Origin of the sequence: Paenibacillus sp. FSL F4-0122 (assembly GCF_038002845.1) — a bacterium.
GTDB lineage: Bacteria > Bacillota > Bacilli > Paenibacillales > Paenibacillaceae > Paenibacillus_AQ > Paenibacillus_AQ odorifer.
In genome coordinates this window covers 3,931,035-3,951,338 of sequence record NZ_JBBODI010000001.1, presented here as the reverse complement: position 1 = coordinate 3,951,338, position 20,304 = coordinate 3,931,035, and the positions used below count along the sequence as shown (strand labels likewise).

At 44.3% G+C, this 20,304-nt stretch carries 21 protein-coding genes; 6 read left to right on the top strand and 15 right to left on the bottom strand.

Annotated features, from left to right (window positions below; genetic code table 11):
• Positions 1–141 precede the first annotated feature (141 nt).
• Positions 142–1,566 (bottom strand): class I SAM-dependent rRNA methyltransferase, encoded by a 1,425-nt coding sequence (locus MHH49_RS17025; RefSeq protein WP_076098526.1) that lies wholly within the window; start codon positions 1,564–1,566, stop codon positions 142–144.
• Between the two features lie 99 nt (positions 1,567–1,665).
• On the opposite strand from MHH49_RS17025, the gene MHH49_RS17020 reads away from it, so the two are divergent.
• Positions 1,666–2,652, top strand: a complete 987-nt coding sequence (locus MHH49_RS17020; RefSeq protein WP_036683880.1) for a Na/Pi cotransporter family protein — start codon at positions 1,666–1,668, stop codon at positions 2,650–2,652.
• Between the two features lie 54 nt (positions 2,653–2,706).
• Here the strand turns inward: MHH49_RS17020 and MHH49_RS17015 are convergent, their stop codons facing one another.
• The 4 genes from MHH49_RS17015 to MHH49_RS17000 form a co-directional block, all read right to left on the bottom strand.
• A complete protein-coding gene (locus tag MHH49_RS17015; RefSeq protein WP_076098525.1) occupies positions 2,707–3,537 on the bottom strand; it encodes an energy-coupling factor transporter transmembrane component T family protein in 831 nt (276 codons plus the stop codon).
• The gene (locus MHH49_RS17010; protein ID WP_076098524.1) at positions 3,534–5,240 is read right to left on the bottom strand and encodes an ABC transporter ATP-binding protein; all 1,707 of its coding nucleotides are present in this window, start codon (positions 5,238–5,240) and stop codon (positions 3,534–3,536) included. Before MHH49_RS17010 ends, MHH49_RS17015 begins: the two co-directional genes overlap by 4 nt.
• A gap of 82 nt (positions 5,241–5,322) precedes the next feature.
• Positions 5,323–5,883, bottom strand: a complete 561-nt coding sequence (locus MHH49_RS17005; protein ID WP_036683889.1) for an ECF-type riboflavin transporter substrate-binding protein — start codon at positions 5,881–5,883, stop codon at positions 5,323–5,325.
• Positions 5,884–6,034: 151 nt separating this feature from the next.
• A complete protein-coding gene (locus MHH49_RS17000) occupies positions 6,035–8,260 on the bottom strand; it encodes an Ig-like domain-containing protein (protein ID WP_036683896.1) in 2,226 nt (741 codons plus the stop codon).
• Positions 8,261–8,469: 209 nt separating this feature from the next.
• Here MHH49_RS17000 and MHH49_RS16995 point away from each other — a divergent pair, with 209 nt between their 5' ends.
• On the top strand, positions 8,470–9,204 hold the full coding sequence (locus tag MHH49_RS16995) for an AzlC family ABC transporter permease (protein ID WP_036683898.1): 735 nt from the start codon (positions 8,470–8,472) through the stop codon (positions 9,202–9,204).
• On the top strand, positions 9,195–9,521 hold the full coding sequence (locus MHH49_RS16990; RefSeq protein WP_036683900.1) for an AzlD domain-containing protein: 327 nt from the start codon (positions 9,195–9,197) through the stop codon (positions 9,519–9,521). Before MHH49_RS16995 ends, MHH49_RS16990 begins: the two co-directional genes overlap by 10 nt.
• 340 nt (positions 9,522–9,861) lie before the next feature.
• On the opposite strand, the gene mtaB is transcribed toward MHH49_RS16990, so the two are convergent.
• The 7 genes from mtaB to MHH49_RS16955 all read right to left on the bottom strand — a co-directional run bounded on the left by mtaB (position 9,862) and on the right by MHH49_RS16955 (position 16,917).
• On the bottom strand, positions 9,862–11,205 hold the full coding sequence (mtaB, locus tag MHH49_RS16985) for a tRNA (N(6)-L-threonylcarbamoyladenosine(37)-C(2))-methylthiotransferase MtaB (protein ID WP_038572916.1): 1,344 nt from the start codon (positions 11,203–11,205) through the stop codon (positions 9,862–9,864).
• A gap of 3 nt (positions 11,206–11,208) precedes the next feature.
• A complete protein-coding gene (locus tag MHH49_RS16980; RefSeq protein ID WP_076103752.1) occupies positions 11,209–11,973 on the bottom strand; it encodes an RsmE family RNA methyltransferase in 765 nt (254 codons plus the stop codon).
• Between the two features lie 179 nt (positions 11,974–12,152).
• The gene (locus MHH49_RS16975; protein WP_036683904.1) at positions 12,153–12,836 is read right to left on the bottom strand and encodes a site-2 protease family protein; all 684 of its coding nucleotides are present in this window, start codon (positions 12,834–12,836) and stop codon (positions 12,153–12,155) included.
• Between the two features lie 2 nt (positions 12,837–12,838).
• Positions 12,839–13,891, bottom strand: coding sequence for a 50S ribosomal protein L11 methyltransferase (gene prmA, locus MHH49_RS16970; protein ID WP_076103750.1), 1,053 nt, complete (start codon positions 13,889–13,891; stop codon positions 12,839–12,841).
• Between the two features lie 145 nt (positions 13,892–14,036).
• Positions 14,037–14,615: a DNA-3-methyladenine glycosylase I gene (locus tag MHH49_RS16965; RefSeq protein WP_076103749.1), complete on the bottom strand. Its 579-nt coding sequence runs from the start codon at positions 14,613–14,615 to the stop codon at positions 14,037–14,039.
• 105 nt (positions 14,616–14,720) lie between these two features.
• Positions 14,721–16,397 (bottom strand): DUF4179 domain-containing protein, encoded by a 1,677-nt coding sequence (locus MHH49_RS16960; protein WP_143758975.1) that lies wholly within the window; start codon positions 16,395–16,397, stop codon positions 14,721–14,723.
• Positions 16,357–16,917, bottom strand: coding sequence for an RNA polymerase sigma factor (locus MHH49_RS16955; RefSeq protein ID WP_036683913.1), 561 nt, complete (start codon positions 16,915–16,917; stop codon positions 16,357–16,359). Before MHH49_RS16955 ends, MHH49_RS16960 begins: the two co-directional genes overlap by 41 nt.
• Positions 16,918–17,071: 154 nt before the next feature.
• Here MHH49_RS16955 and MHH49_RS16950 point away from each other — a divergent pair, with 154 nt between their 5' ends.
• From MHH49_RS16950 to MHH49_RS16940, 3 genes are read left to right on the top strand one after another with little or no spacing between them, the layout of a single operon-like run.
• Positions 17,072–17,248, top strand: a complete 177-nt coding sequence (locus MHH49_RS16950) for a hypothetical protein (RefSeq protein ID WP_341031202.1) — start codon at positions 17,072–17,074, stop codon at positions 17,246–17,248.
• Positions 17,249–17,250: 2 nt separating this feature from the next.
• Entirely contained in the window at positions 17,251–17,523 is a 273-nt protein-coding gene (locus MHH49_RS16945; protein ID WP_341031201.1) for a hypothetical protein, read from the top strand.
• The gene (locus MHH49_RS16940) at positions 17,520–17,648 is read left to right on the top strand and encodes a hypothetical protein (RefSeq protein ID WP_268748658.1); all 129 of its coding nucleotides are present in this window, start codon (positions 17,520–17,522) and stop codon (positions 17,646–17,648) included. Before MHH49_RS16945 ends, MHH49_RS16940 begins: the two co-directional genes overlap by 4 nt.
• Positions 17,649–17,735: 87 nt before the next feature.
• Here MHH49_RS16940 and MHH49_RS16935 read toward each other — a convergent pair whose 3' ends face one another.
• The 3 genes from MHH49_RS16935 to MHH49_RS16925 form a co-directional block, all read right to left on the bottom strand.
• On the bottom strand, positions 17,736–18,647 hold the full coding sequence (locus MHH49_RS16935) for a methyl-accepting chemotaxis protein (RefSeq protein WP_036683918.1): 912 nt from the start codon (positions 18,645–18,647) through the stop codon (positions 17,736–17,738).
• Positions 18,648–19,635: 988 nt separating this feature from the next.
• Positions 19,636–20,007 (bottom strand): hypothetical protein, encoded by a 372-nt coding sequence (locus tag MHH49_RS16930; protein WP_036683921.1) that lies wholly within the window; start codon positions 20,005–20,007, stop codon positions 19,636–19,638.
• 97 nt (positions 20,008–20,104) lie between these two features.
• Positions 20,105–20,284, bottom strand: coding sequence for a YfhD family protein (locus tag MHH49_RS16925; RefSeq protein WP_036683923.1), 180 nt, complete (start codon positions 20,282–20,284; stop codon positions 20,105–20,107).
• Positions 20,285–20,304 lie beyond the last annotated feature (20 nt).

Genomic DNA, 20,304 nt, shown 5'->3' with positions numbered 1-20,304 from the left:
AATAATAGGCTGTTTACGCTAAATAGAGTCATCTGAGTCCGTTGGCAACTACTTGCCTTACAGTCGACTCACGGCCACCCTACGTCCCGCCCTTTTATCCTATTTGTTACTTGGCACTGTAAACCTTTTTGACCTTCAGGCTTATTTTTTACTCCGCACTTCAAAAATCGCAAACTTCAGATAGTGTCCTTCGTTAACGCCAAGTATTTGTGGGTGGTCTTTGCCTGCGGCCCGCCATTCCACAAGTCTCAACACCTTGCCAGCATCTTTAGCTGCATCGGCAATCGTTTCGAGGAACAGATCTGGCTGCATATGGTAAGAACAGCTTGCGGTAACCAAATAGCCGCCTTCGTTCACCAGCTTCATCCCGTGCAGATTGATATCCTTGTAACCACGGCAAGCGCCAGCTACTGCACTTTTGGTTTTGGCAAACGCCGGAGGGTCCAGGATGACTACATCCCAAGTTCTTCCTCCACCTGCCGTCATCGGCTTGGATGTGTCGGTTTTGGCTGTTTTGCCTCCGGATTTAGGATTTGCAGCAGCTGCTGCCGTCTCTGTTCCACTTGCAACTGTCGCCCGTTCAGAACGTTCCTCTAGTCCTTTAACCTGATTCCGTAAATATGCAAAAGCATCATCCACTACGAATTCAACACGATCGCTAAAGCCGTTCAGCTCCACATTCACTTTGGCACTCTCAATGGCATGCGCTGAAACATCGAGGCAGGTTACTTTTTTCGCGCCATACTTGCAGGCATGCAGCGTGAAGCTGCCCGTATGTGAGAAGCATTCCAGCACTGTCGCACCGTCCCAATAAGGGAACGTTACATGTTTACCGCTCTTATTAACTGGCAAGGTCTGTAGCGAACCCTCCTCAGTTTCGATTTCCTGCAGCGTAATGCCGCTTCGTCCCCCCCAGCCTTTCATGAGCGGAGCAATAGAAGCTCTATTCTCACGTTGGTCAAAGAAGTAGCCAGTCTTCTGGCCTTCTTCAATATCAACGACCAGCTTCAGGCCATTCTCACTCACAGTTACATGCCGTGGACACTCCCCATACAGCAAACCCGTTGTCTGCTCCATACCTTCAAGCTCGCGCACACTAACATCACTGCGCTCATAGATTCCGCGCGGTGCCATAACCTGCACCAATGCTTCGACGATTTCTGCACGCCGCTTGTCCATTCCGAGCGTAAGCAGCTGCACAACCAAAATATCTCCGAATCGATCTACAATAAGCCCCGGTAAAAAGTCCGCTTCACCATAAACCAAGCGATAAGCATCCGCACCCGGAAGGAACCGATTTCTGTGTTGCAGACAATTCGCAAAACGTTCTGCAAAAAAGGCTGTATCCATGATCGCAAGGGGTCCCTGTGATACAATTCTTACCCGAATCTGTGACGCTGGATTGTAATATCCCACGGCCAAAAATCGGCCCTGATGATTAAGGACATCTACTAATCCCCCCGCTTCCGGATTTCCTTCTACCGATGCGACTTCACCTGCATAGACCCATGGATGGCCCTGTTCCAGTCTTTTTTTGCGATTGCGTTCTAAAATAACCGATGGCAATGACTTCAACTCCCTGTTTTTCTAAAAATGTTTTTATACATGTCCCATGCAATACATTCATATATTGGTGTACAACCCTCGTCCAAAGGAGTATGCCCTATGTTCAGTGATTTGCTGTTCCCTATCATATATGGTCTTGTTATCTTTCTAGCCGGCATGAAGCTGATGGAAACGGCGTTGTCCAAGCTAGCAGGCCCTCTATTAACTACAAGTCTAAATAGAGCTACCTCAACACCTATTAAAGGAATGATTGCCAGCAGCCTGTTGTCCGCCTTACTCCAGAGCAGTACTGCTGTAACGGTGTTGACTATCGGCATGGTCAATGCCGGCCTGCTCACCTATGCCCGCACACTTGGCATTATCTTGGGCAGCAACATCGGCACCACATTAACTACAGAATTGATCGGACTTCAGATCAATACCATGGCCACGCCCTTGCTGGCAGCCTCGCTCAGTCTGTGGGCAGCGGCAGTTATTGCAGGCGAACTGCCGCCTACATCGCGAGTGGCAGAGCTCTGCCACAAAATATCCCCGCCACTGCAATTTATCAGTCTGGCTGTATCAGGCTTCGCCCTCGTCCTATGGGGGATCGCTGTCATGCAGTCTATCGGCGGAATACTTCAGGAAAGTGGCTTATTCCTCTGGTTCCTAAACCATGCCGCTACAAGTGCCCTATGGGGGCTCGCCGCTGGAGCGTGCCTAACAGCCCTGCTCCATAGCAGCGCTGCTGTCATAGCTATGGCTATGAGCATTGCCGCCTCGGGTGCCATGCCGCCTGAGCTAGGTATAGCCATAGTGCTAGGCGCCAACGTAGGCACCTGTGTCACAGCGGTCATTGCTTCCATCGGCGGCACGCCATCCGGCGTCTTCGTCGCTTGGTCCCATGTTGCGCTTAATGTAGGCGGTGCACTACTATTCTTGCCCATGATCGGGCTGCTACAAGCAAGTGCAGCATGGATTGGTGGAGGCCCTGCTTCACAAATCGCCCACGCCCAGACCATTTTCAACGTAGTCTGCTCACTTCTAGCACTGCCATTATGTTACCTGCCTATATGGACAAAACTGGAAAAACGTCTTCAGTCTTAGCTTAAAGGTACCGTTTTTTTATACCCCAGCTTTCCACAACTGTACTATTATACTTCAATCGAAAATATTATAAAACCGCGAACCGTCGTAAAAAGTGATCACCGTCGAGAAAATTCCAATCAGCACAAACAAAGCCAATGCAAAATAATCGTCTCTCGTGAACGGGCGACTGCTATACCAAGTTCGTTTTGTCTCAGTGCCAAAGCCGCGCAGCTCCATAGCGGTACTGATATTTTCAATTCGCTCGATACTAGTCAAAATTAGGGGCATCAGAATCGAAATGATATTTTTTAGCCGCTTAGGCAGCTTTTCTTTTCTGGAAATATCTATTCCCCTTGCTTGAGCAGAAAACGATATATTCTCATAATCTCGTTGAATATCCGGAATGTACCGTAGAGCCAGCGATACAGAATATGCAATTTTATAGTTCACTCCAACTCTGTTTAAGGATGCTGCAAATTCACTGGGATGGGTCGTTAGAAGAAACAATAGTGCCATTGGAATGACCACTGCATATTTGAGGGCAATATTGAATTGATAAAATAGCTGCTCCCAAGTTACCGTATACCGGCCTGCAATGTGCATAATATCATGACGTGTACCGTAAACACGTACGCCCTCCAAAGGAGAAAAGATAAAGATAGCTATATGATTAAGCAAAAAGAAAATCAAGATGAAATATAATACGAAAGCATAATCCTGAAATTGGACTTTGGAAATTCTAAAGGCAAGCAAACTAAATAACAGCATCACAATTAGACATCTTGTATCATATGTAATCATCCCCGTCACAGACCACACTACAAATAAAATCAACTTAGTAGCGCCGGTAAGACGGTGAATAGGTGAATCCTGCTTCGTAAAAGTTAACATTTTGGCCTTCATCCGCCTCGGCTCCTCCTATCATACGCAATGAACCTTCTAACGAACTCCTCTGGTTGTTTCAGTTCAGCTTTTACAGCTAGGGCAAAAAGCGAGGTTTCTTTCAAGTTCGCTTTTTTTACCACATCAGTATTCGTTAATATTCGCTCAGGTCTATCATCCGCAAGCTTCACGCCATCAGCTAACACTATAGCTCTATCGGCATATTCCAGCATCAAGTGCATATCATGCGTGATCATAATGACCGTCATCCCCTGCCCCCGCAGCGTCAAGAGAAATTCCATCATTTCGTTATAATGCCTGTAATCCTGAGCAGCAGTCGGCTCATCCAAAATGATCACTTCCGGCTCCAGTACCAGAATAGCGGCAATCGTAACCCGTTTCTTCTGGCCATAACTAAGCGCCGAGATAGGCCAGCTGCGAAAAACATAAAGTCCGCACACCTTCAAGACTTGATGGACACGTTCACGAACTAGCTCCTCAGAGCAACCTCGGAGTCTAAGTCCTAGAGCGACCTCGTCATATAAAAGTGTCTTAGAAATCATATGATTGGGATTTTGCATGACAAAACCGATCCGCTCTGCCCGCTCCTTAATCGTGTCCTGAGCAATATCACGCCCATGCATCCGTATTGATCCGGAAGTAGGTTTATAGAAGCCACAAATAAGCTTGGAAACTGTAGATTTCCCAGCCCCATTTCGCCCCGCTATACAGACCATCTCTCCTTTATGAATACAGAGATTGAGCTTATCCAGCACCTGCTGATTTTTTTCGTATCCAAAAGAAATATCTCTTAGCTCAAGGATGGGTGGGCTCTCCAGCTTATCCTGGCGTGAGTGATTGCACTCATACCAGATCTTTAGTTTATTAGAACACGCCTCCAACTCTATATCGTTCACATGCTGCGGATTCATATTTGCTGTAATCGAACATCCGGCATACTTTAAAGCCGTTAAATAGAGAGGTTCCCGAATGCCAACTTCTGAAAGCAACGTTGTGCTCAACAGTTCTGCAGCCGGCATATCCGACACAATACGTCCTTCATGGATCACAATAATACGATCCACTGCCCGATGCAGCACCTCTTCAAGACGATGCTCGATCATAATAACGGTTTTACCTGTCTCTTTATGCACTCGATCAATAAGCTCAATCGCTTTTATACCGGTATAAGGATCTAAGCTTGCCAGCGGTTCATCAAAGAGCAGGATGTCCACATCACCTACCAGAACACCTGCCAAGGTCGTTTTTTGCTTTTGTCCACCCGATAACTCTTGAGGAGAAGAAGCCAGAAATTCGTGGATATCCACCGCTCTTGCGGCAGCCGCCACTTTACTCTTCATTTCTGTCTGCTGAACCACATGGTTCTCTAGACTGAAGGCGATATCCTCACCAACCGTTAATCCTACAAATTGTCCATCCGGGTCCTGCAATACGGTACCCACCTGATTGGACAGCTCTGCGATACTCAGATCCTTCTGCTCCTGGCCCATAATCCGTAATGAACCTGATATTTCCCCACTGTAAGCAAAAGGAATGAGACCATTAATACAATGAGTAAGTGTACTTTTCCCAGAACCTGAAGGCCCCACGATAAGTACCTTTTCCCCTTCAACAATCGTTAAGTTGATCCCCTGCAGTGTGGGTTCCTGCTGCGCCCGATATTGAAAGCTGAAATCCTTAAATTCAATCATTACTTTTTTCATCCGAGACCTTCCTCTGGGTTAATGTGAAGAGAAAAAAGCCGGTGATTTCCACCGGCTTTTTTAGCTTGGATTTGTATTCCACTCAAGCTTCTCTAGTTAAGCTGCCCTGTTTCGTTCTTGTCTTAGCATACGCAATGGCTAGTAAAGATCCGATCACTGCCACCGAAGCTATATTTAATGCACCTGCGGTCAGTCCTTGCGTAAATACTTTATTTACGGGTTCTGCATAGATCAGAATATCCAACACCGGGGCTACAAGGAACCATGCTACAGCATTCGCTGCAATCTGAGCCAGATTAAAGCGTATTATTTCCTTCCGTCCGAATTCCCCGTCATGAATAGCGATTCTAGCTACTAACAAGCCAATAACCAGCCCTACAATGCCAGATGATATGACCCAACTGAACCATGGCGATCCATAAGATATCGTATCCTTCAGGGTATGCCCGATCAGGCCTATAAATAATCCGGCAAACGGACCGTACAATAGGGAGAACAATGCCAGTAATGCGTATGTAGTCTCGATGTTAGTGTTTGGAATACCCGAAGGAATCGAGCCGAATCTCCCCAATATAACGAATAAAGCAGAACCAATACCAATCGCTACAATCGTCTTGATCGACAACACCTTTTGTTTTGCCATGTTCTCATCTCCCCCAACGCATCTATTATGTTTTATGTGATTATACATCGGAATAGTCGGAATTACTATAGAATCCAAATAAAAAAATCTGCAAAGCAACATAATGTTGGCTTTGCAGATTCATATTTGATTATTCAGATCATATTTTCTATTACTTCACTGTCACTGATACCGTAACTGTCTTGCCGCCTAGCTTTCCTTTAATGGATGTCGTTCCTTTACTCACAGCTACAATCTGACCGCTAGCAGATACTCTCGCTACAGAAGGCTTGGAGCTGGTCCATACCGCACTTCCAGTAACAACAGCAGTCTTACCAGTATCATACTGTGCAGTCACGACTACATTCTGAACGGCTCCCGGAGCCATTTTCAGTCTGCTTTCATTAACGGTTAGCTTTGTCAATTTAGGAACTACAGTAATTTTGACACTAGCAGCAATCCCTTGGTAAGATCCTGTCAGCGTAGCAGTACCTTCTGTTACTGCTTTAACGGATGTAGCTTTAACCGTAGCAACCGCCTCATTCGAGGACTGCCAATTCATACTGCTGGAGACATTTCCCGTTTTACCATTAGAATAATAAGCCGTTACCTTTATCGCTTTAGAGCCTTTAATGTTCATTTCGATAGCAGTAGGTTCTACAACAAGCTTAGTAACCTTTTGTTCAATGGTAACTGGGATACTGATGGTTTTATTGGCGTAAGTTCCCTTTAAAGTAGCAGAACCCTTCACCAGTCCTTTGATTACCTTACCGGAAGTTGTTGTCTTGATAATTGCATTCGTACCGGTAAGCTCCCATTCCATAGTTCCAGTAGCATCAAGTTCACTGCCGTTTTCCATCACAGCTTTCACTTCAGGAACAGCCTTCTCTTCACCAGTAACAATCACCAGATTTTCTTCTGGTCCAAGCAAGACAAGGACTTTATCTTTCACTGTAACCTTTACTTCAACACTTTTTTCTCTTACAGCTGTTTTTGAAGTCGTTGGGTTTTCTGATTTTATTTTACCGATAACCTTCACAATACCTGCCGATTCAGCTACAATTTTACCGTCTTTAATGGTGGCAATCTCATCATCCGCAGAGGTCCACTCGATATCACTGCTAAGATCTAGCTTTGTTCCGTCAAGCTTTGTACCGTTTACTTTTGGAAGGCTTACGGTGTCATCTGTGTAAAGCTCCAGTTCCGTCTTGTCGGCTTCCAGTTCTGTAATCGTAGGATAAACTGTCAGCTTAAAGCTTTTATTAATTCCTCTGTACTCTGCTTTAATAACCGAAGTTCCCACTGCTTTAGCAGTCACTGCCGCGGTATCGCTACCAGGCGTAACGGTTGCCGCCAATTGGTTATCCGAAGTCCATACTGCGCTGCCTGAAATATTCGGAGTAGAATTCGCAGCATCGCGAACCTCAGCCTTAACGTTCAGGGTTTCACCCATAAACAGGAATTGATCTCCTGTAGGAGTAAGTAGTAGCGCTTCATAAGGAGCACGTACATATACGTCTACAGTTTGTGTAATCCCCAGATAGGATACTGTAATTACAGCTTTACCAGCAGACAACACTTTGATCTCGCCTTTGTCTACTGTAGCTACACTAGCACTAGAAGAGGACCATTCCGCTTTCGCTGAAATATCATTTGCGCTGGATTTTGTAGTTTCTTTAGTCTCTGCAACCAATTTCAAAGGTGCATCTCCAACTAGCATCTCTAGTTCTTTAACGATTTTGTCGTCATGTTTAAGCTCAATTTCAGAATAAGGCAATTTCACTACAGCCTTAAAGGTTGCTGTTAAGGTCTTGTATTTGGCAGTGATCGTTGCTGTACCTTCACCAGCCAAAGTGATCTTACCTTCTGCAATGGTCAATACGCTTGTGTTCGAGCTGCTCCAAGTAGTATCAGCCGTTACATCCTTAGCAGAAGTCGCTGTTTCTCCACCAATCGCATTGGCTTTGACCAGCAGTTTATCCTCATCATCACCCAATTTGTAGTTCCCTTCAGAACTATATTCGAGCTTCAGTTCTTTAACAGGATGTGCTACCTCAACTTCAATGGTAGCAAGTGCATGATTATAAGTCGCTGTAATAATAGCTTTTCCACTGTCTATCGGAGTCAGCAGGCCATTTACTACCTTTACAGCGTTTGTGTTAGAAGAATTCCATACAACTGCACCTGTCACATCTCTTTTAGATGAGGACCCTTCCACATTCGCATATACCTTAAGTTGCTTTGGCGTTTGTCCAACCGTAAGCTCTACTTTAGCTGAGCTTTCGAATTCAATCGAGTTGATATCGCCGGTCGCTGCAAAGACACTTACCGGAAAAACCGCAGTAGCTAACAATATCATGATGAGGAGCATTTTCGTCATTTTCCTGTACACAGTCATTTGTTCTCTCCCTTAGGCTATAATGTCGTTCGGTGGTTTATCCCCACACTCTTTTACTTATATCGACAATTGTACCCTAAGTGTTTACCCCCTGGCTCTATAAAGCGAAATTCGGGACTTTCAGACTAGATAATACGGTAAAGGTTGATCAAAATATTAGGAAGTAATATGCTAACTACTAAATTCTTTCTTGAAACAAGGGGGCTACGATGAGTGCAGAGAACGTCCAACTAGAAGCAATCCCGTCTCCTAAACAGGAAGATAGCTTCCTTAAAGGGGTAAAAGATTGTATTCCCACACTACTAGGCTACTTAAGCATCGGACTTGCAGCAGGCGTTGTTCAAAAGACAGCCGGACTCAGCATTGCTGAGATTGCCTTAATCAGCTTGATTCTTTACGCGGGCTCCGCTCAGTTTATAGCTGCTGGAATGATAGCCGTTAGCAGCTCGCCTGCGGCCATTATCATTACGATATTTATCGTGAATCTTCGCCATATTTTGCTTAGTGCAGCTCTTTCTCCTTATTTCCGCCATCTTTCCCCACTGAGAAATATGCTGGTTGGTTCTTTATTGACTGATGAGACCTTTGGAGTTGCCATCAATCAAGCTTTGAATAAGCAGCAAATCAGTGAAAAATGGATGCACGGTCTAAATCTCACAGCATATTTAAATTGGTTTCTTGCGAATGTAGCGGGAGCTTTTTTAGCCCAGTGGATCTCAGACCCTGATCAATTCGGTTTGCAGTTTGCCTTACCTGCGATGTTTATTGGTATTCTTGTAATTTCCATGATTGACCGTAATAAAATCAAACTAGATTTGGTTGTCGCAATCCTTGCCGTAATCATAGCAGTAGGAAGCTCTTTCCTATTCTCCAGTAGTGTTGGAGTGATTATCGCTACAGTTATTGCGTCAACGATAGGGATGGTGTTTGAAAAATGGAAGTGAGATGGGATGTATTTCTGATCATTCTAGGAGCAGCTTTTGTGACCTTTATTCCCAGGGTGGTTCCGCTTATGATCCTTAGCCGGTTTGAATTGCCAGAATGGGGAATGCGCTGGTTAAATTATGTTCCTATCTCTGTTATGGCGGCATTAATAGGTCAGGAGATATTTTTGAATGATGGAAAATTTTCGTCTTTAGCTAATAACATTGAGCTTTTTGCGGCATTGCCTACTTTTTTGGTTGCGATAAAAACCCGGAGCTTGCTAGGCACTGTACTGGCGGGGATTGTTTCAATCATGATCCTACGGATGTTTTTTTGATCCACTTCTACGCGTATGAAGTCGCTATCGGACCCAGTTGACCTTATTCACAGCTTTATCCCACTTTTGGAACACTAACGGACCCCATAGTCGCTATTGCCATGAAAAACACCTATTATGAACCACTTTCTGAGGAATAGCTGCACTGGAGTCCGAAACTAAGCATAAAAGGCAAAAAAATTGCAAATAACGCCATCTGGGTCCGAAAGCATCAGGAGATTGTTATGAATTGGTGGTCTAGGCAGCAGCAACTAAAAAACAGAGCAGCCCTTCCCCATTAACGGAAAAATGGCTGCTCTGTTGTCTTTTTACTAATATCTATTTAACGGATATTTATTGCTTAACGAACAGCCTGCTGAAGCCCAGTCTGACTAACCCCGATCAACTCACCGCGGCATTCGTTCACGCCAGCTTCCGTTATCTTCACCTGACAAAGTTCTCCTTGGAGTGAATCTTCACCATCGAAGAACACCTGCAAATAGTTGTCGCTAAATCCATGCTGGATATTGCGCCCCGGAGCCCCTTTTGCGGCTCTTTCCGGAATAACACTTAATGTCTGACCTACAAATTTGCGAGCATAGGCTATTTGCATTTCTTCTGAAAGATCAATCAGTTCCTGCACGCGTACATTTTTGATTTCTTCGTCGATCTGATTCTCCATCCGCGCTGCTGGAGTGCCCGTCCGCTTGGAGTAAGGGAATACGTGCATCTCGGAGTAATTAATAGCTTTCATGAAGTCGTAGCCGGCACGGAACATTTCATCGGTCTCCCCCGGGAATCCAACGATAACATCCGTAGTAATCCCGACATCTGGCATCGCCTGACGGATCAGCTGCATTTTGGCGTAATATTCTTCTGTCGTATATTTACGGCGCATTGCTTTCAGCACATCATTATGTCCGGCTTGCAGCGGGATATGCAGATGACGGCACATTTTAGAGGAACGGTTCAGCACCTCCAGCAGCTTCTCATCGATCTGGCTGGCTTCGATAGAACTGATACGTACCCGCTCCAGTCCATCCACCTTATCTAGATCCCACAGCAAATCGGCTAGACGGTAATTATCAAGATCATCACCGTAACCACCGGTATGAATACCCGTGAGAACAAATTCTTTATACCCTGCTTCTACTAATTGATGCGCCTGGGTTACGATGCTTTTGGGATCACGGCTGCGGGAAAGTCCACGTGACCATGGAATGATGCAGAATGTGCAGAAGTTGTTGCAGCCATCCTGAATCTTCATAAAAGCACGCGTCCGATCCGCAAAGCCAGGTACATCCATCTCTTCGAATTCACGTGTCTTCATAATATTACGAACAGCGTTGACCGGCTGACGTGAGGCTTCAATGTTCTTCACATGCGTCATGATCTGATCGCGGTCCTGGTTACCAATAACAAGATCGACACCAGGAATATCAAGAATCTCACCAGGAGAGGTCTGTGCATAGCAGCCAGTAACCGCCACGATAGCCTCCGGATTGCGGCGAACGGCACGACGAATCATTTGACGGCTTTTTTTGTCACCTGTATTAGTTACAGTACAAGTATTAATCAGATATACATCGGCAGGTCCCTCGAAATCGACCTGCTCGTAACCTTCATTTTTGAATAGCTGCCAGATGGCTTCGGTGTCATAAAAATTCACTTTACAACCTAAAGTATAAAATGCTACGGATGGCATCTCTTAAGCTCCTCCCATTTCTCCAGATTCATATAAAATACAAGCAGCGGCAACCATGCCCGCTGTCTCACAGCGCAGAATACGCCGTCCTAGTCCTACGGAAACCGCACCAGCTTCTTCTGCCTTTTGGCATTCCTCTGGTGTAAAGCCCCCTTCAGGACCTACCACAATCAATACCTTCCCACCAGCCTGCGGTGAAAGCGAGGATAACCAAGGGGCAACACTGCTGCGAAGCTGCAAGCCTTCTTCTTTTTCATAACAAAAATAAATTGCATCATACTCACTAAAAGTCTGGAGCAGCTGCTTCCAGGATAACGGTGAGCCTACAGCCGGAACGATGTTCCGGTGTGCCTGCTCGGCAGCTTCTTTACAAATTTTACGCCAGCGGTCCAGCCGCTTACTTTCCTTGCGTTCATCGTACTGTACAATCGTGCGCTCCGACAGAAAAGGAATAAAACCAACGGCTCCAATTTCTGTACACTTTTGAATGATAATTTCCATCTTATCAGCCTTGGGTAAGCTCTGAGCCACTGTGATTTTTATCCGCGGTTCATGCGTCATCTCCAGGGTTTCCAAGATATTCACTGTCACTTCCCCAATTTCGATCTGAGCAATCTCCACTAACGCTTCACGGGAGACGCCATCGCTGACAATAAGCTTGTCCCCAGCCTTACCGCGCATCACTTTGGCAATATGCCTTGCATCTTCTCCGTCAATTCTAACGTTATCCGTACCAAACTGCTCCGGTGTAACAAAATATCGCTGCATCTCTTCATCATCCTGTTCATGAATTCAGTAAGAAGAAACGGTAAAGACGCCTTAATTAAGACGTCACCCGTTTCTTAGAGAAATATAACTATGGATCAGGCGAAATTTAACTATCCTATTTTTCAACAAATTACATAATACAATGTTTAAGCAGGGTTGACCAGACTTCAGTCCCTACCTTAGCTGCCAAACATTCTTAGGAATAGCTGCACAAATGTTCTCGACATTTCACTAGCCCAGTGGCCAAGAGGATCAATGGTATAGGTTCGTAACCCTGGAATAAACAGAATTAATAAAAAGATAAATACAGCCCATTGCTCAAATTGCTGTAATTTGCCCCGAATAGAGCGAGGGGCAATATCCTCCACAATCCGGTAGCCATCCAGCGGAGGCAATGGAATCAGATTGAATAAGAATAGAAAGAAGTTCCATTGAATAAAGGTGCCAAAGAACAAATACACTGCCTCTAATACGCGGTCATTGGAGATCGACTCTAATACACCAGTTGCCGCAAGCACCCCATATATTAAAGCACCAATAATCCCTAGTAACAGGTTACTGATTGGGCCCGCAGCAGACACAATGACTCCCATCAGACGGGGGCGGCTAAAGTTATCGCGGTTTACAGGAACCGGACGCGCCCACCCGAAACCAGCAACCAGCAGCAGTAAAATACCAAAAAAATCGAAGTGTACAGCAGGGTTAAGCGTCATGCGTCCTAATAATCTAGCGGTAGGGTCACCGAACTTATTGGCGAAATAAGCATGACTGAATTCATGTACTGTAAAAGCAATTAAAATCGTAATGAGCAGAAAAGGAAGCTGATCCAGATCCACACGTATTATACTTTGCAATATATCCATTTTTACCTCTTTCCGGCTGTAAATGCCACCCAATCTTCTTCACGGGATACTTCCATAATCTCAAAGCCGGACTCTTGTAGTGCGTTAGCCACAAGTCCTTCTTTATCCTTGTAAATACCAGAGGTAATATACAAGCCTCCTGGCTGAAGTGCACGATACACGTCATCCGTAAACAATACGATGATTTCTGCCAAAATATTCGCAACTACAATCTTCACTGGGAGTGTAACGCCAAGACTATCCTCTGTTACTTGCTCACCAGGTGTTCCCTCAAGAGTGTGACCCGGTCTAGCGGATGGCCACATTTCTCCAGCAGCTGTGTCAGCTACGCCTTCACCGCCTAGCAAGGAGAGCAGGTCGCTTTCTTTTACCGTAATGAACTTCTCAAGTTTGTTCAGTGCTACATTCTCGCGCGCACTTTCAACAGCTACCGGGTCCAAATCTAACGCCAGCACGGATTTCGCACCAAGCAGCATCGCACCTACAGCCAATATTCCTGAACCCGTACCGACATCGATCACTTCTTCGCCGCCGCTAATATTCTTTTCAAGCGCACGCAGGCACAAAGCTGTTGTAGGGTGAGTCCCTGTACCAAATGCCATACCAGGGTCCAGCTCAATGATTGCTTCATCTGGGCGCTCAGGCGTATATTCCTCCCAAGTTGGTTTAATCGTGAGACGCTCCGATACCCTGAGCGGTTTAAAATATTGCTTCCAAGCATGCGCCCATTCGTCTTCATCTACGGTTTTCCAAGAAATCAGCGATTTGCCCGGATCAATACCGTACTCACGCAATTCTGCTACCCGTGGAGTCAGTTCTTCTATAACAGCATCCATATCCGTGGAATCGGCATAATAACCTTTGATTACCGCTTCCCCTTCTGGGATATCATTCAAGGGTTGGTCGTATAATTCACCGTAACGCGTATTCCGCTCTTTACTGAGTGTTCCGGATTCTTCAATAGAAACCCCACCCGCTCCTGCTTCATATAAAAAATTCGAAATCATTTCTTGTGCATCTTCTGTTGTATGTATCGTCACTTCATGCCATAACATCTTTATGTGATCCTCCTAAAGTTTTGTGAGCGTTAGCTTCATTGATTGACTTCGTGCAAAACTGGCTTCGTAAGCATAGACTTAGTTTTGTGAGCATTCGCTTCATAGTATAACATTTCTTCTTGGGGTAACGCCAAACTACAGATCAACGCTCTGCCATGCCCGTGCTACTCCTGCAAAAGCAATCGAGCGAATGATCATCTACCATCCCCGATGCCTGCATAAAAGCATAACATATGGTAGAGCCGACAAACTTCATGCCTCGCTTTTTTAATGCTTTACTCATTGCGTCAGACTGAGCCGTCGAAGCAGGGACATCCGCACGTGTCTTCCAATGGTTAATCGAAGGTGCACCCCCCACAAAACTCCAGAGATAATCTGCAAAGCTGCCTGTTTCCGCACTAATTTGCAAATATACGCTTGCATTACGAATGATAGAATCAATCTTTAAGCGATTTCTAATAATCCCGGGATCGTTCATCAGCTCAGCAATTTTCGGCTCATCATAATGCACAATCTTTTCCGGATCAAATCCATCAAATACCTCTCTGTAATGTGCCCGCTTTTTTAAGACGGTGTACCAGCTTAATCCTGCCTGCATGCCTTCGAGCATAAGTAATTCAAACAGCTTCCGGTCATCATACAGAGGTTTACCCCACTCTTCATCATGGTATGCGATATATAAAGGATCCTCATTAACCCAAGCACAGCGAGTGATTTCCATCCTTTTCTCTCCTTTACGCTAATCCTCGCTGAGTCCACTCAGCATCTACTCACTTTAAACGAAAAAAAGGGAAGAACACAAGGTTCCTCCCTAAAAAAAAATTTTCTATGGCCGCAGCTGCACTCTTGTTTCTTTATCCGGATCGTCAGTCGTATAGAAGAATATATAAATAGAAGCTTCTGTACCTTTGAAACCCTTGTAAACATCAATGGCCTTATTGTTTCCATCCCCAGTGAAATTAACGGTCAGAGGTTTACCTAAAATACGCTCTTTCCCCAGTCCGATATGGGTCTGGTTAATTCCACCGAAGCGAGCATCTTCACTTTCAGTCTCTACATAAAGATCGGCACCCTGCATATAGTACGTCCATTTTACCGGATAACCGCTAAGCTGCTGGATAAGCGTCTGTTTCTTATCAGATATATTCGTCAACAGAAGTGGTGTTTTTTCGTCCTTGTTAATTTTATAGCTGCCGTGCTGAGTTACCTTGTATTTAGCAACAAAGGTAATTGGCGTCTCTTCTGTGATTTCAAGGTCAACTGGCCGCTCAAAACGAAGCACTGTTAATTCCGGCTCACCTTCTGGAGATCTCCAGAAATTGCCCTCCAGCGTCTTGCCTGCTACTTCAAGAGTAGACTTTTGATACGGGAAATTGGTGCCTTTCTCTTTACTTCTAATAGCGATTCGAATTTGAGTAGGCGTCACTACCATTTTCTCCAGCGTGTAATTAGGTTCGCCCTCTTCTAGCGGCAGATTCAATGAAGTATTTATGGTTCCGCTCTCCATCTGCTTTTTGCTTAATTGAAGATCAAAAGCTAGTGGCCCCTCAACCTTTTTCTCTTGTTTCATGTACTGCAGCTTGTAATTCACTTCTCCGCTGGAAATATCAGCCGCCTTAAAATATTGCTGGGACGTATATTCCCCGTTTTCTCCCGGTGTACCGAAAGTACCTCCAGCCAGCGAATTTATGAGCGTTCCGTTTTTGTATGCAACAATATTTGGAAAGGCCCATTCTTTTGTTTCTGGCTGATCAAAAATGATCGCTGAAGAGAATAATATTTTTTCTTGTCCTTGGGTAAAAGGTTTCACCTCTATGCTGCGCATGCCTTCCTGTCCAATAGGAAACTTTTGTGTCTCCTGCGATTGGATATCCAGCGGTAAATCTAACTCCTGTGTGCTAAAGGCTTGCAGATTATCTGCAACTAATTGCACATTCACAGTATCCTTTTTCGGTGTCCAATCACTCTCGAAATATCCGTTGTAATGTTGATTTTTCTCATCCCATAACACATAACTGAACTCACTGGGACCATTCGCCCCATCTGCGCCCTTCAAAGTCATTCCTTTAACATTCCAATTTTCATTTTCCAAGCGTTTTCCTACATCCAAAGTGAATAAGATAACCGTCCGATTCTCATCCACAATCGCTGTATGTAGCTTCAGAGTTACTCCATCCTGTGTCACCGACTGGTTCAGTTGTTGTCCGAGATTTTGGGCCAGCGCTGCTTGAACGCCTCCTCTCCCATGGAGCAAATTATCCCAATCATAATGCACTGCCGCATATACGGGTGCCGCTGCAATAAGTACTGAAAATGAAGCAACCACAGCTATTTTACTCCAGTTTCTCCCTCTGTTCCCGCTACCATTGGCCATACGAAGTTGTAGGGGAGTCATTGTACTGTTTTCTTGCTCTAAACGTCCCCACATGCGTTCAAAATCTGGATAAGGCACGCCTTTATCTTCATTTAAACGATGCTCCAGCATATTTTCTAACTTTTTCAAAAGCTTCGCCCTCCTTTAGTTCAATTTGAACCCCAGCCTCCTGCAGGATTCTCCTCATTACCGTTAGTCCTTTATGCAGCCTAGATTTGGTCGTTCCAAGTGGAATGGACAGCAGATCCGAAATTTCAGCCAGACTGAAATCATGCATATACCTAAGTGTGAGCACCATCCTAAGTTTGATAGGGACCTGGCTCATATATTGCGCCCACTCGACCTCCGTCTCACGCTGCTCAATCTGCTGCTCCACAGCTGTTTCTGCCGTTTTATTAAAGAAATGAAGGTTGTCCGTAATCTTCTGTTGTAATGTCCGTTTTCGTTTCAAATGATTGAGGCAATGGTTGACCGTTATTTTCATAATCCAAGCCTTGATATGCTCCACGTGCTCACGATTGCTGCGAAATACGGTAATAAAGACATCCTGAGTCAAATCCTCTGCATCCGCCGCGTCATGCACCATATAGTAGCAAGTTCGGTATACATCTTTATTGTAGGTTTCAAATAACTCCCGGTTACTCTCCAAATCTTGCGCCCTCCTTTCTTGACTGAGATATCTATATGACAACCAATCCTTGGAAAAGGTTCGTTTTTCTGAGCATAATCTATCGCTACTCTCAAAGACATAGGGAAAATCAAACGGGCTTAATAATCTGAATGAAGCAAATGGAGGAAGGACAATGACTCTTTTAACTACTGGTCCGATAGAAAACAATGTTAACTCAGAAAACAACACAAGACTTACACAACAGGTCACGGTCAAATTCGCTAATGGTAGCGGTCAGATTGCTTCTACAGTTCTGATCGAAGGCTACTACATGAATGAGAAAGAATTCAATATGTATGCGATCTGCTAGATGTGATGCCAAATCAAGTAATAACTAAAAATTATTTTGCGGATTTTGATACTTTCGAATTTTTTTTCACAACTGCTAGTTTGCCAGATCAAATTCAACTCTCATTTTGGGGTAAAGACAGTGCAGAAAGATTAGTAGCCCCGCATCGATTAGTTACAGCAGAATTACTTGGGTATGATGGGGCAACTGGCGCGACAGGCGCTACTGGGGTGATGGGGCTAAAGGTGGGACTGGCTCTGATGGGGCGATTGGGGACACGGGATTTACTGGAGTGACGGGAGCTACGGGCGCGACTGGAGTCACTGGCACGACTGGTGCTTCTGGTAACACCGGAGTTAACGGAGTCATCATAAATCATAGATATATGATTCCTACCTTGATTGTTAACAAAATCGGATAATACCAACAATTAAAAGGGTCTATCTCTCGCAAGTAGGAGACCGACCCTTTTTTGCTGATATTCAATCTATCAACATACATACTGCTGCTAGAGAATATCCATAACCTCACGCGCTTGTGTGTCGAGATTTTGTGCAGATGAAGCAATCTTCGAAAAATCCTCCAACGCCACCAGAACCTGCTGCTGACTATCTTCTATATTTTCTTGCACTTGATTTGTACCTATAGAGATCTTTCCAATTTCCAGCGTGATCGCATCCACACTATCCCGTACCTTTATGATCGAATCTTGTACCATGGAAGATAACTTTCTTACTTCTTTTGCCACCACGTCAAAACCTCGGCCATACTCCCCGGCATGCGCTGCCTCAATAGCAGCATTTAGGGCTAATAATTGCGTTTGCGAAGCAATATCGCGAATCGTTTGCACGATGCTATGAATCGATACAGCTTGCTTTTCAAGATTAGCTAGAGTATGTGTATTTTCTATCGATACTTCGGCGATTTTGTTGATGCTTCGTAATAATTCTTGACTGCGCTCAATACCTAAATCTGCTCTTTGATTCAAGCTGTCTGCCATCTCTTGCATCCGTAGTACAACATTACTCATGTTGCTTTGTCTTTGGGTGATATTAGTTGCTATTTTAGATACTCCGATGACTTGTTCATTGCTTTCATCAAACACTGGCATGTAGGTGGCTTCAAGCCAAACCGCATTTCCTTTCGAATCCATTCGTTCGATCTTATCCTGAAAACTCTTCCCTGTAAAAAGATCCTGCCAAAACCGTTCGTAACCTGGGCTATCTGCGAAATGTGGAAAACAGAACTCTTTATGATGCATTCCGTACATTTCATCTTTTTTATATCCCATGGAATTTGCAAAAACCTCATTCACATAAGCAACTCGGCGATCAAGGTCAAACCGGATAATGGCTAAATTTCTTTCTAAAGATCTAACAACAAGCTCATCAGTAACTCCTTGAGAGTGTACCAGCCCCATTCTAATTCCCCCTGAAAAAATTCAATACTTGATTGGTCGTAGTTAGTATATTCGAACAATTATACATCCTTAATTTGTAGTGTGATATTAGCTATTTTACTTAAAATATTTATAACATCTGCAGACGTTAATATAATTGAAAATAATGATAATTAGGGAAAATTTCCCTAATGATGTGCAAGATTCGAAGGTTGATCTATCTTTTAGGGAAATACTCCCCAAAAACTCATGAAATCAGGCTTTTTCTATCTTTTCGAGCGTTTTTCAGGGAGGTTTTCCCTAAAAACTCATTTTTTCGAGCATTTAGAGAAAAATAGTGGGAGGTTTTCCCTAATTATTCATTTTCCAACCTCAATCATGCCGAAAATTATATCCAATTCCAACAGAAATGCATCTACAGCTACGTCGACTATGAGACGCCCAAATTCTTCTTAGCGGTAGCCTTACTTATAAGCTAAAAGCTTGCCCTAATTTAGTTCATTTTTCTGATCTCATAACAAAAAAACCCAGCTGCAAATATCAGCTAGGGTTCAACTCTCAATTTCATTTTCAAATTCTATCATTCTCAATCCCATTACTAATTTCAATTTTCAGATTCCAACCACAAAGCAACTTTATTTTACCACTACTTCAGTCGTTCCCTCATTACGAGCACGCAGCAAAATTTCGCAGTTCATCCAAATCAAATGCACTCCAGCTAGGCTGCGGCGCAGTAACTCGTCCTTCACACCCAGTTCTTCTACTGTGGTACTCCATGAACGGTATGTAATAGTTCGCGTAATCGTTCAGGTGTCAGCAATTCCTTAATATCATGGCATACCTGCTGCGCCACAGGACTATCGCTCAGTTCAAGCGTTTCTGCTAATTCGTGATAAAGCGCTTGCGATTTGTGTTCAAGCTACGTCTACCTTCGCTTCATGCAGCAGTTGTCTGCGACCTGTGCGAATATATTCCTTCTCCCATTGTACGTACAGTCAAAAGTATCTTATTAATTGGATTTATAATCTTTTATTTTAATCCCCAAAACCATATCCTTCTGATATGCGTCAGCTTGCTTCAAACCAATAATCCTTGGGTCTGAAGGGTAGTGACGTTCAAGATATAACAAAAATGCGTGATGAAACCTAATTTCGGCATCCAATTTATTCAGTTCGTTCGGATGATTCTCTAGTTCGGTTAATTCTGCTTCCCATCGATACAAATCGCTCGCCTCAGAGCGCTCCATACGAACCTTCTCTGTCAGCTCCCGCAACTCACGATAGGCCCGTTTTACTTTTGGAGAGTACAACTGCTTCTGGTTCAAATAGGTTAATAGTGCGATCAATAAGGCTAATCCTGTCCACAAAATAACGTTATCCATCTTCTCCCCCCACACTTAAGCTCTTCGCCCTAATTATACATGCCCAAACACAAAAATACCCCACAAAGTGAGGTATCCGCCTTAGCTTTTTTAGCTGCTATTCTTTCTTCATAATCTCATTCAGCTGACGTTTGTCCGCTTCTTGTGCGCGATCCTGAGCTTCAATATCATCAAGATCGGCTTCCGCCGCCGAGAATTCTACATCCTCCGCTTTAGCTTCATATAACATTTTCAATTTCTCCGTCTTGGAGAAGATTTGTGAGTTTTCTCTATCCATTGTTCGTCTCCTTTCTTCTT

What these genes read in the sequence shown, in the direction of transcription:
- MHH49_RS16980 (WP_076103752.1), bottom strand. Translation starts at nt 11,973, where the DNA reads ATGCAGCGATATTTTGTTACACCGGAGCAGTTTGGTACGGATAACGTT.
- MHH49_RS17015 (WP_076098525.1), bottom strand. Translation starts at nt 3,537, where the DNA reads ATGAAGGCCAAAATGTTAACTTTTACGAAGCAGGATTCACCTATTCAC.
- MHH49_RS16925 (WP_036683923.1), bottom strand. Translation starts at nt 20,284, where the DNA reads ATGGATAGAGAAAACTCACAAATCTTCTCCAAGACGGAGAAATTGAAA.
- MHH49_RS16990 (WP_036683900.1), top strand. Translation starts at nt 9,195, where the DNA reads ATGGAAGTGAGATGGGATGTATTTCTGATCATTCTAGGAGCAGCTTTT.
- MHH49_RS17010 (WP_076098524.1), bottom strand. Translation starts at nt 5,240, where the DNA reads ATGAAAAAAGTAATGATTGAATTTAAGGATTTCAGCTTTCAATATCGG.
- MHH49_RS17000 (WP_036683896.1), bottom strand. Translation starts at nt 8,260, where the DNA reads ATGACTGTGTACAGGAAAATGACGAAAATGCTCCTCATCATGATATTG.
- MHH49_RS17005 (WP_036683889.1), bottom strand. Translation starts at nt 5,883, where the DNA reads ATGGCAAAACAAAAGGTGTTGTCGATCAAGACGATTGTAGCGATTGGT.
- MHH49_RS16975 (WP_036683904.1), bottom strand. Translation starts at nt 12,836, where the DNA reads ATGGATATATTGCAAAGTATAATACGTGTGGATCTGGATCAGCTTCCT.
- mtaB (WP_038572916.1), bottom strand. Translation starts at nt 11,205, where the DNA reads ATGCCATCCGTAGCATTTTATACTTTAGGTTGTAAAGTGAATTTTTAT.
- MHH49_RS16995 (WP_036683898.1), top strand. Translation starts at nt 8,470, where the DNA reads ATGAGTGCAGAGAACGTCCAACTAGAAGCAATCCCGTCTCCTAAACAG.
- MHH49_RS16950 (WP_341031202.1), top strand. Translation starts at nt 17,072, where the DNA reads ATGACTCTTTTAACTACTGGTCCGATAGAAAACAATGTTAACTCAGAA.
- MHH49_RS16965 (WP_076103749.1), bottom strand. Translation starts at nt 14,615, where the DNA reads ATGGAAATCACTCGCTGTGCTTGGGTTAATGAGGATCCTTTATATATC.
- MHH49_RS16935 (WP_036683918.1), bottom strand. Translation starts at nt 18,647, where the DNA reads ATGGGGCTGGTACACTCTCAAGGAGTTACTGATGAGCTTGTTGTTAGA.
- prmA (WP_076103750.1), bottom strand. Translation starts at nt 13,891, where the DNA reads ATGTTATGGCATGAAGTGACGATACATACAACAGAAGATGCACAAGAA.
- MHH49_RS17020 (WP_036683880.1), top strand. Translation starts at nt 1,666, where the DNA reads ATGTTCAGTGATTTGCTGTTCCCTATCATATATGGTCTTGTTATCTTT.
- MHH49_RS16930 (WP_036683921.1), bottom strand. Translation starts at nt 20,007, where the DNA reads ATGGATAACGTTATTTTGTGGACAGGATTAGCCTTATTGATCGCACTA.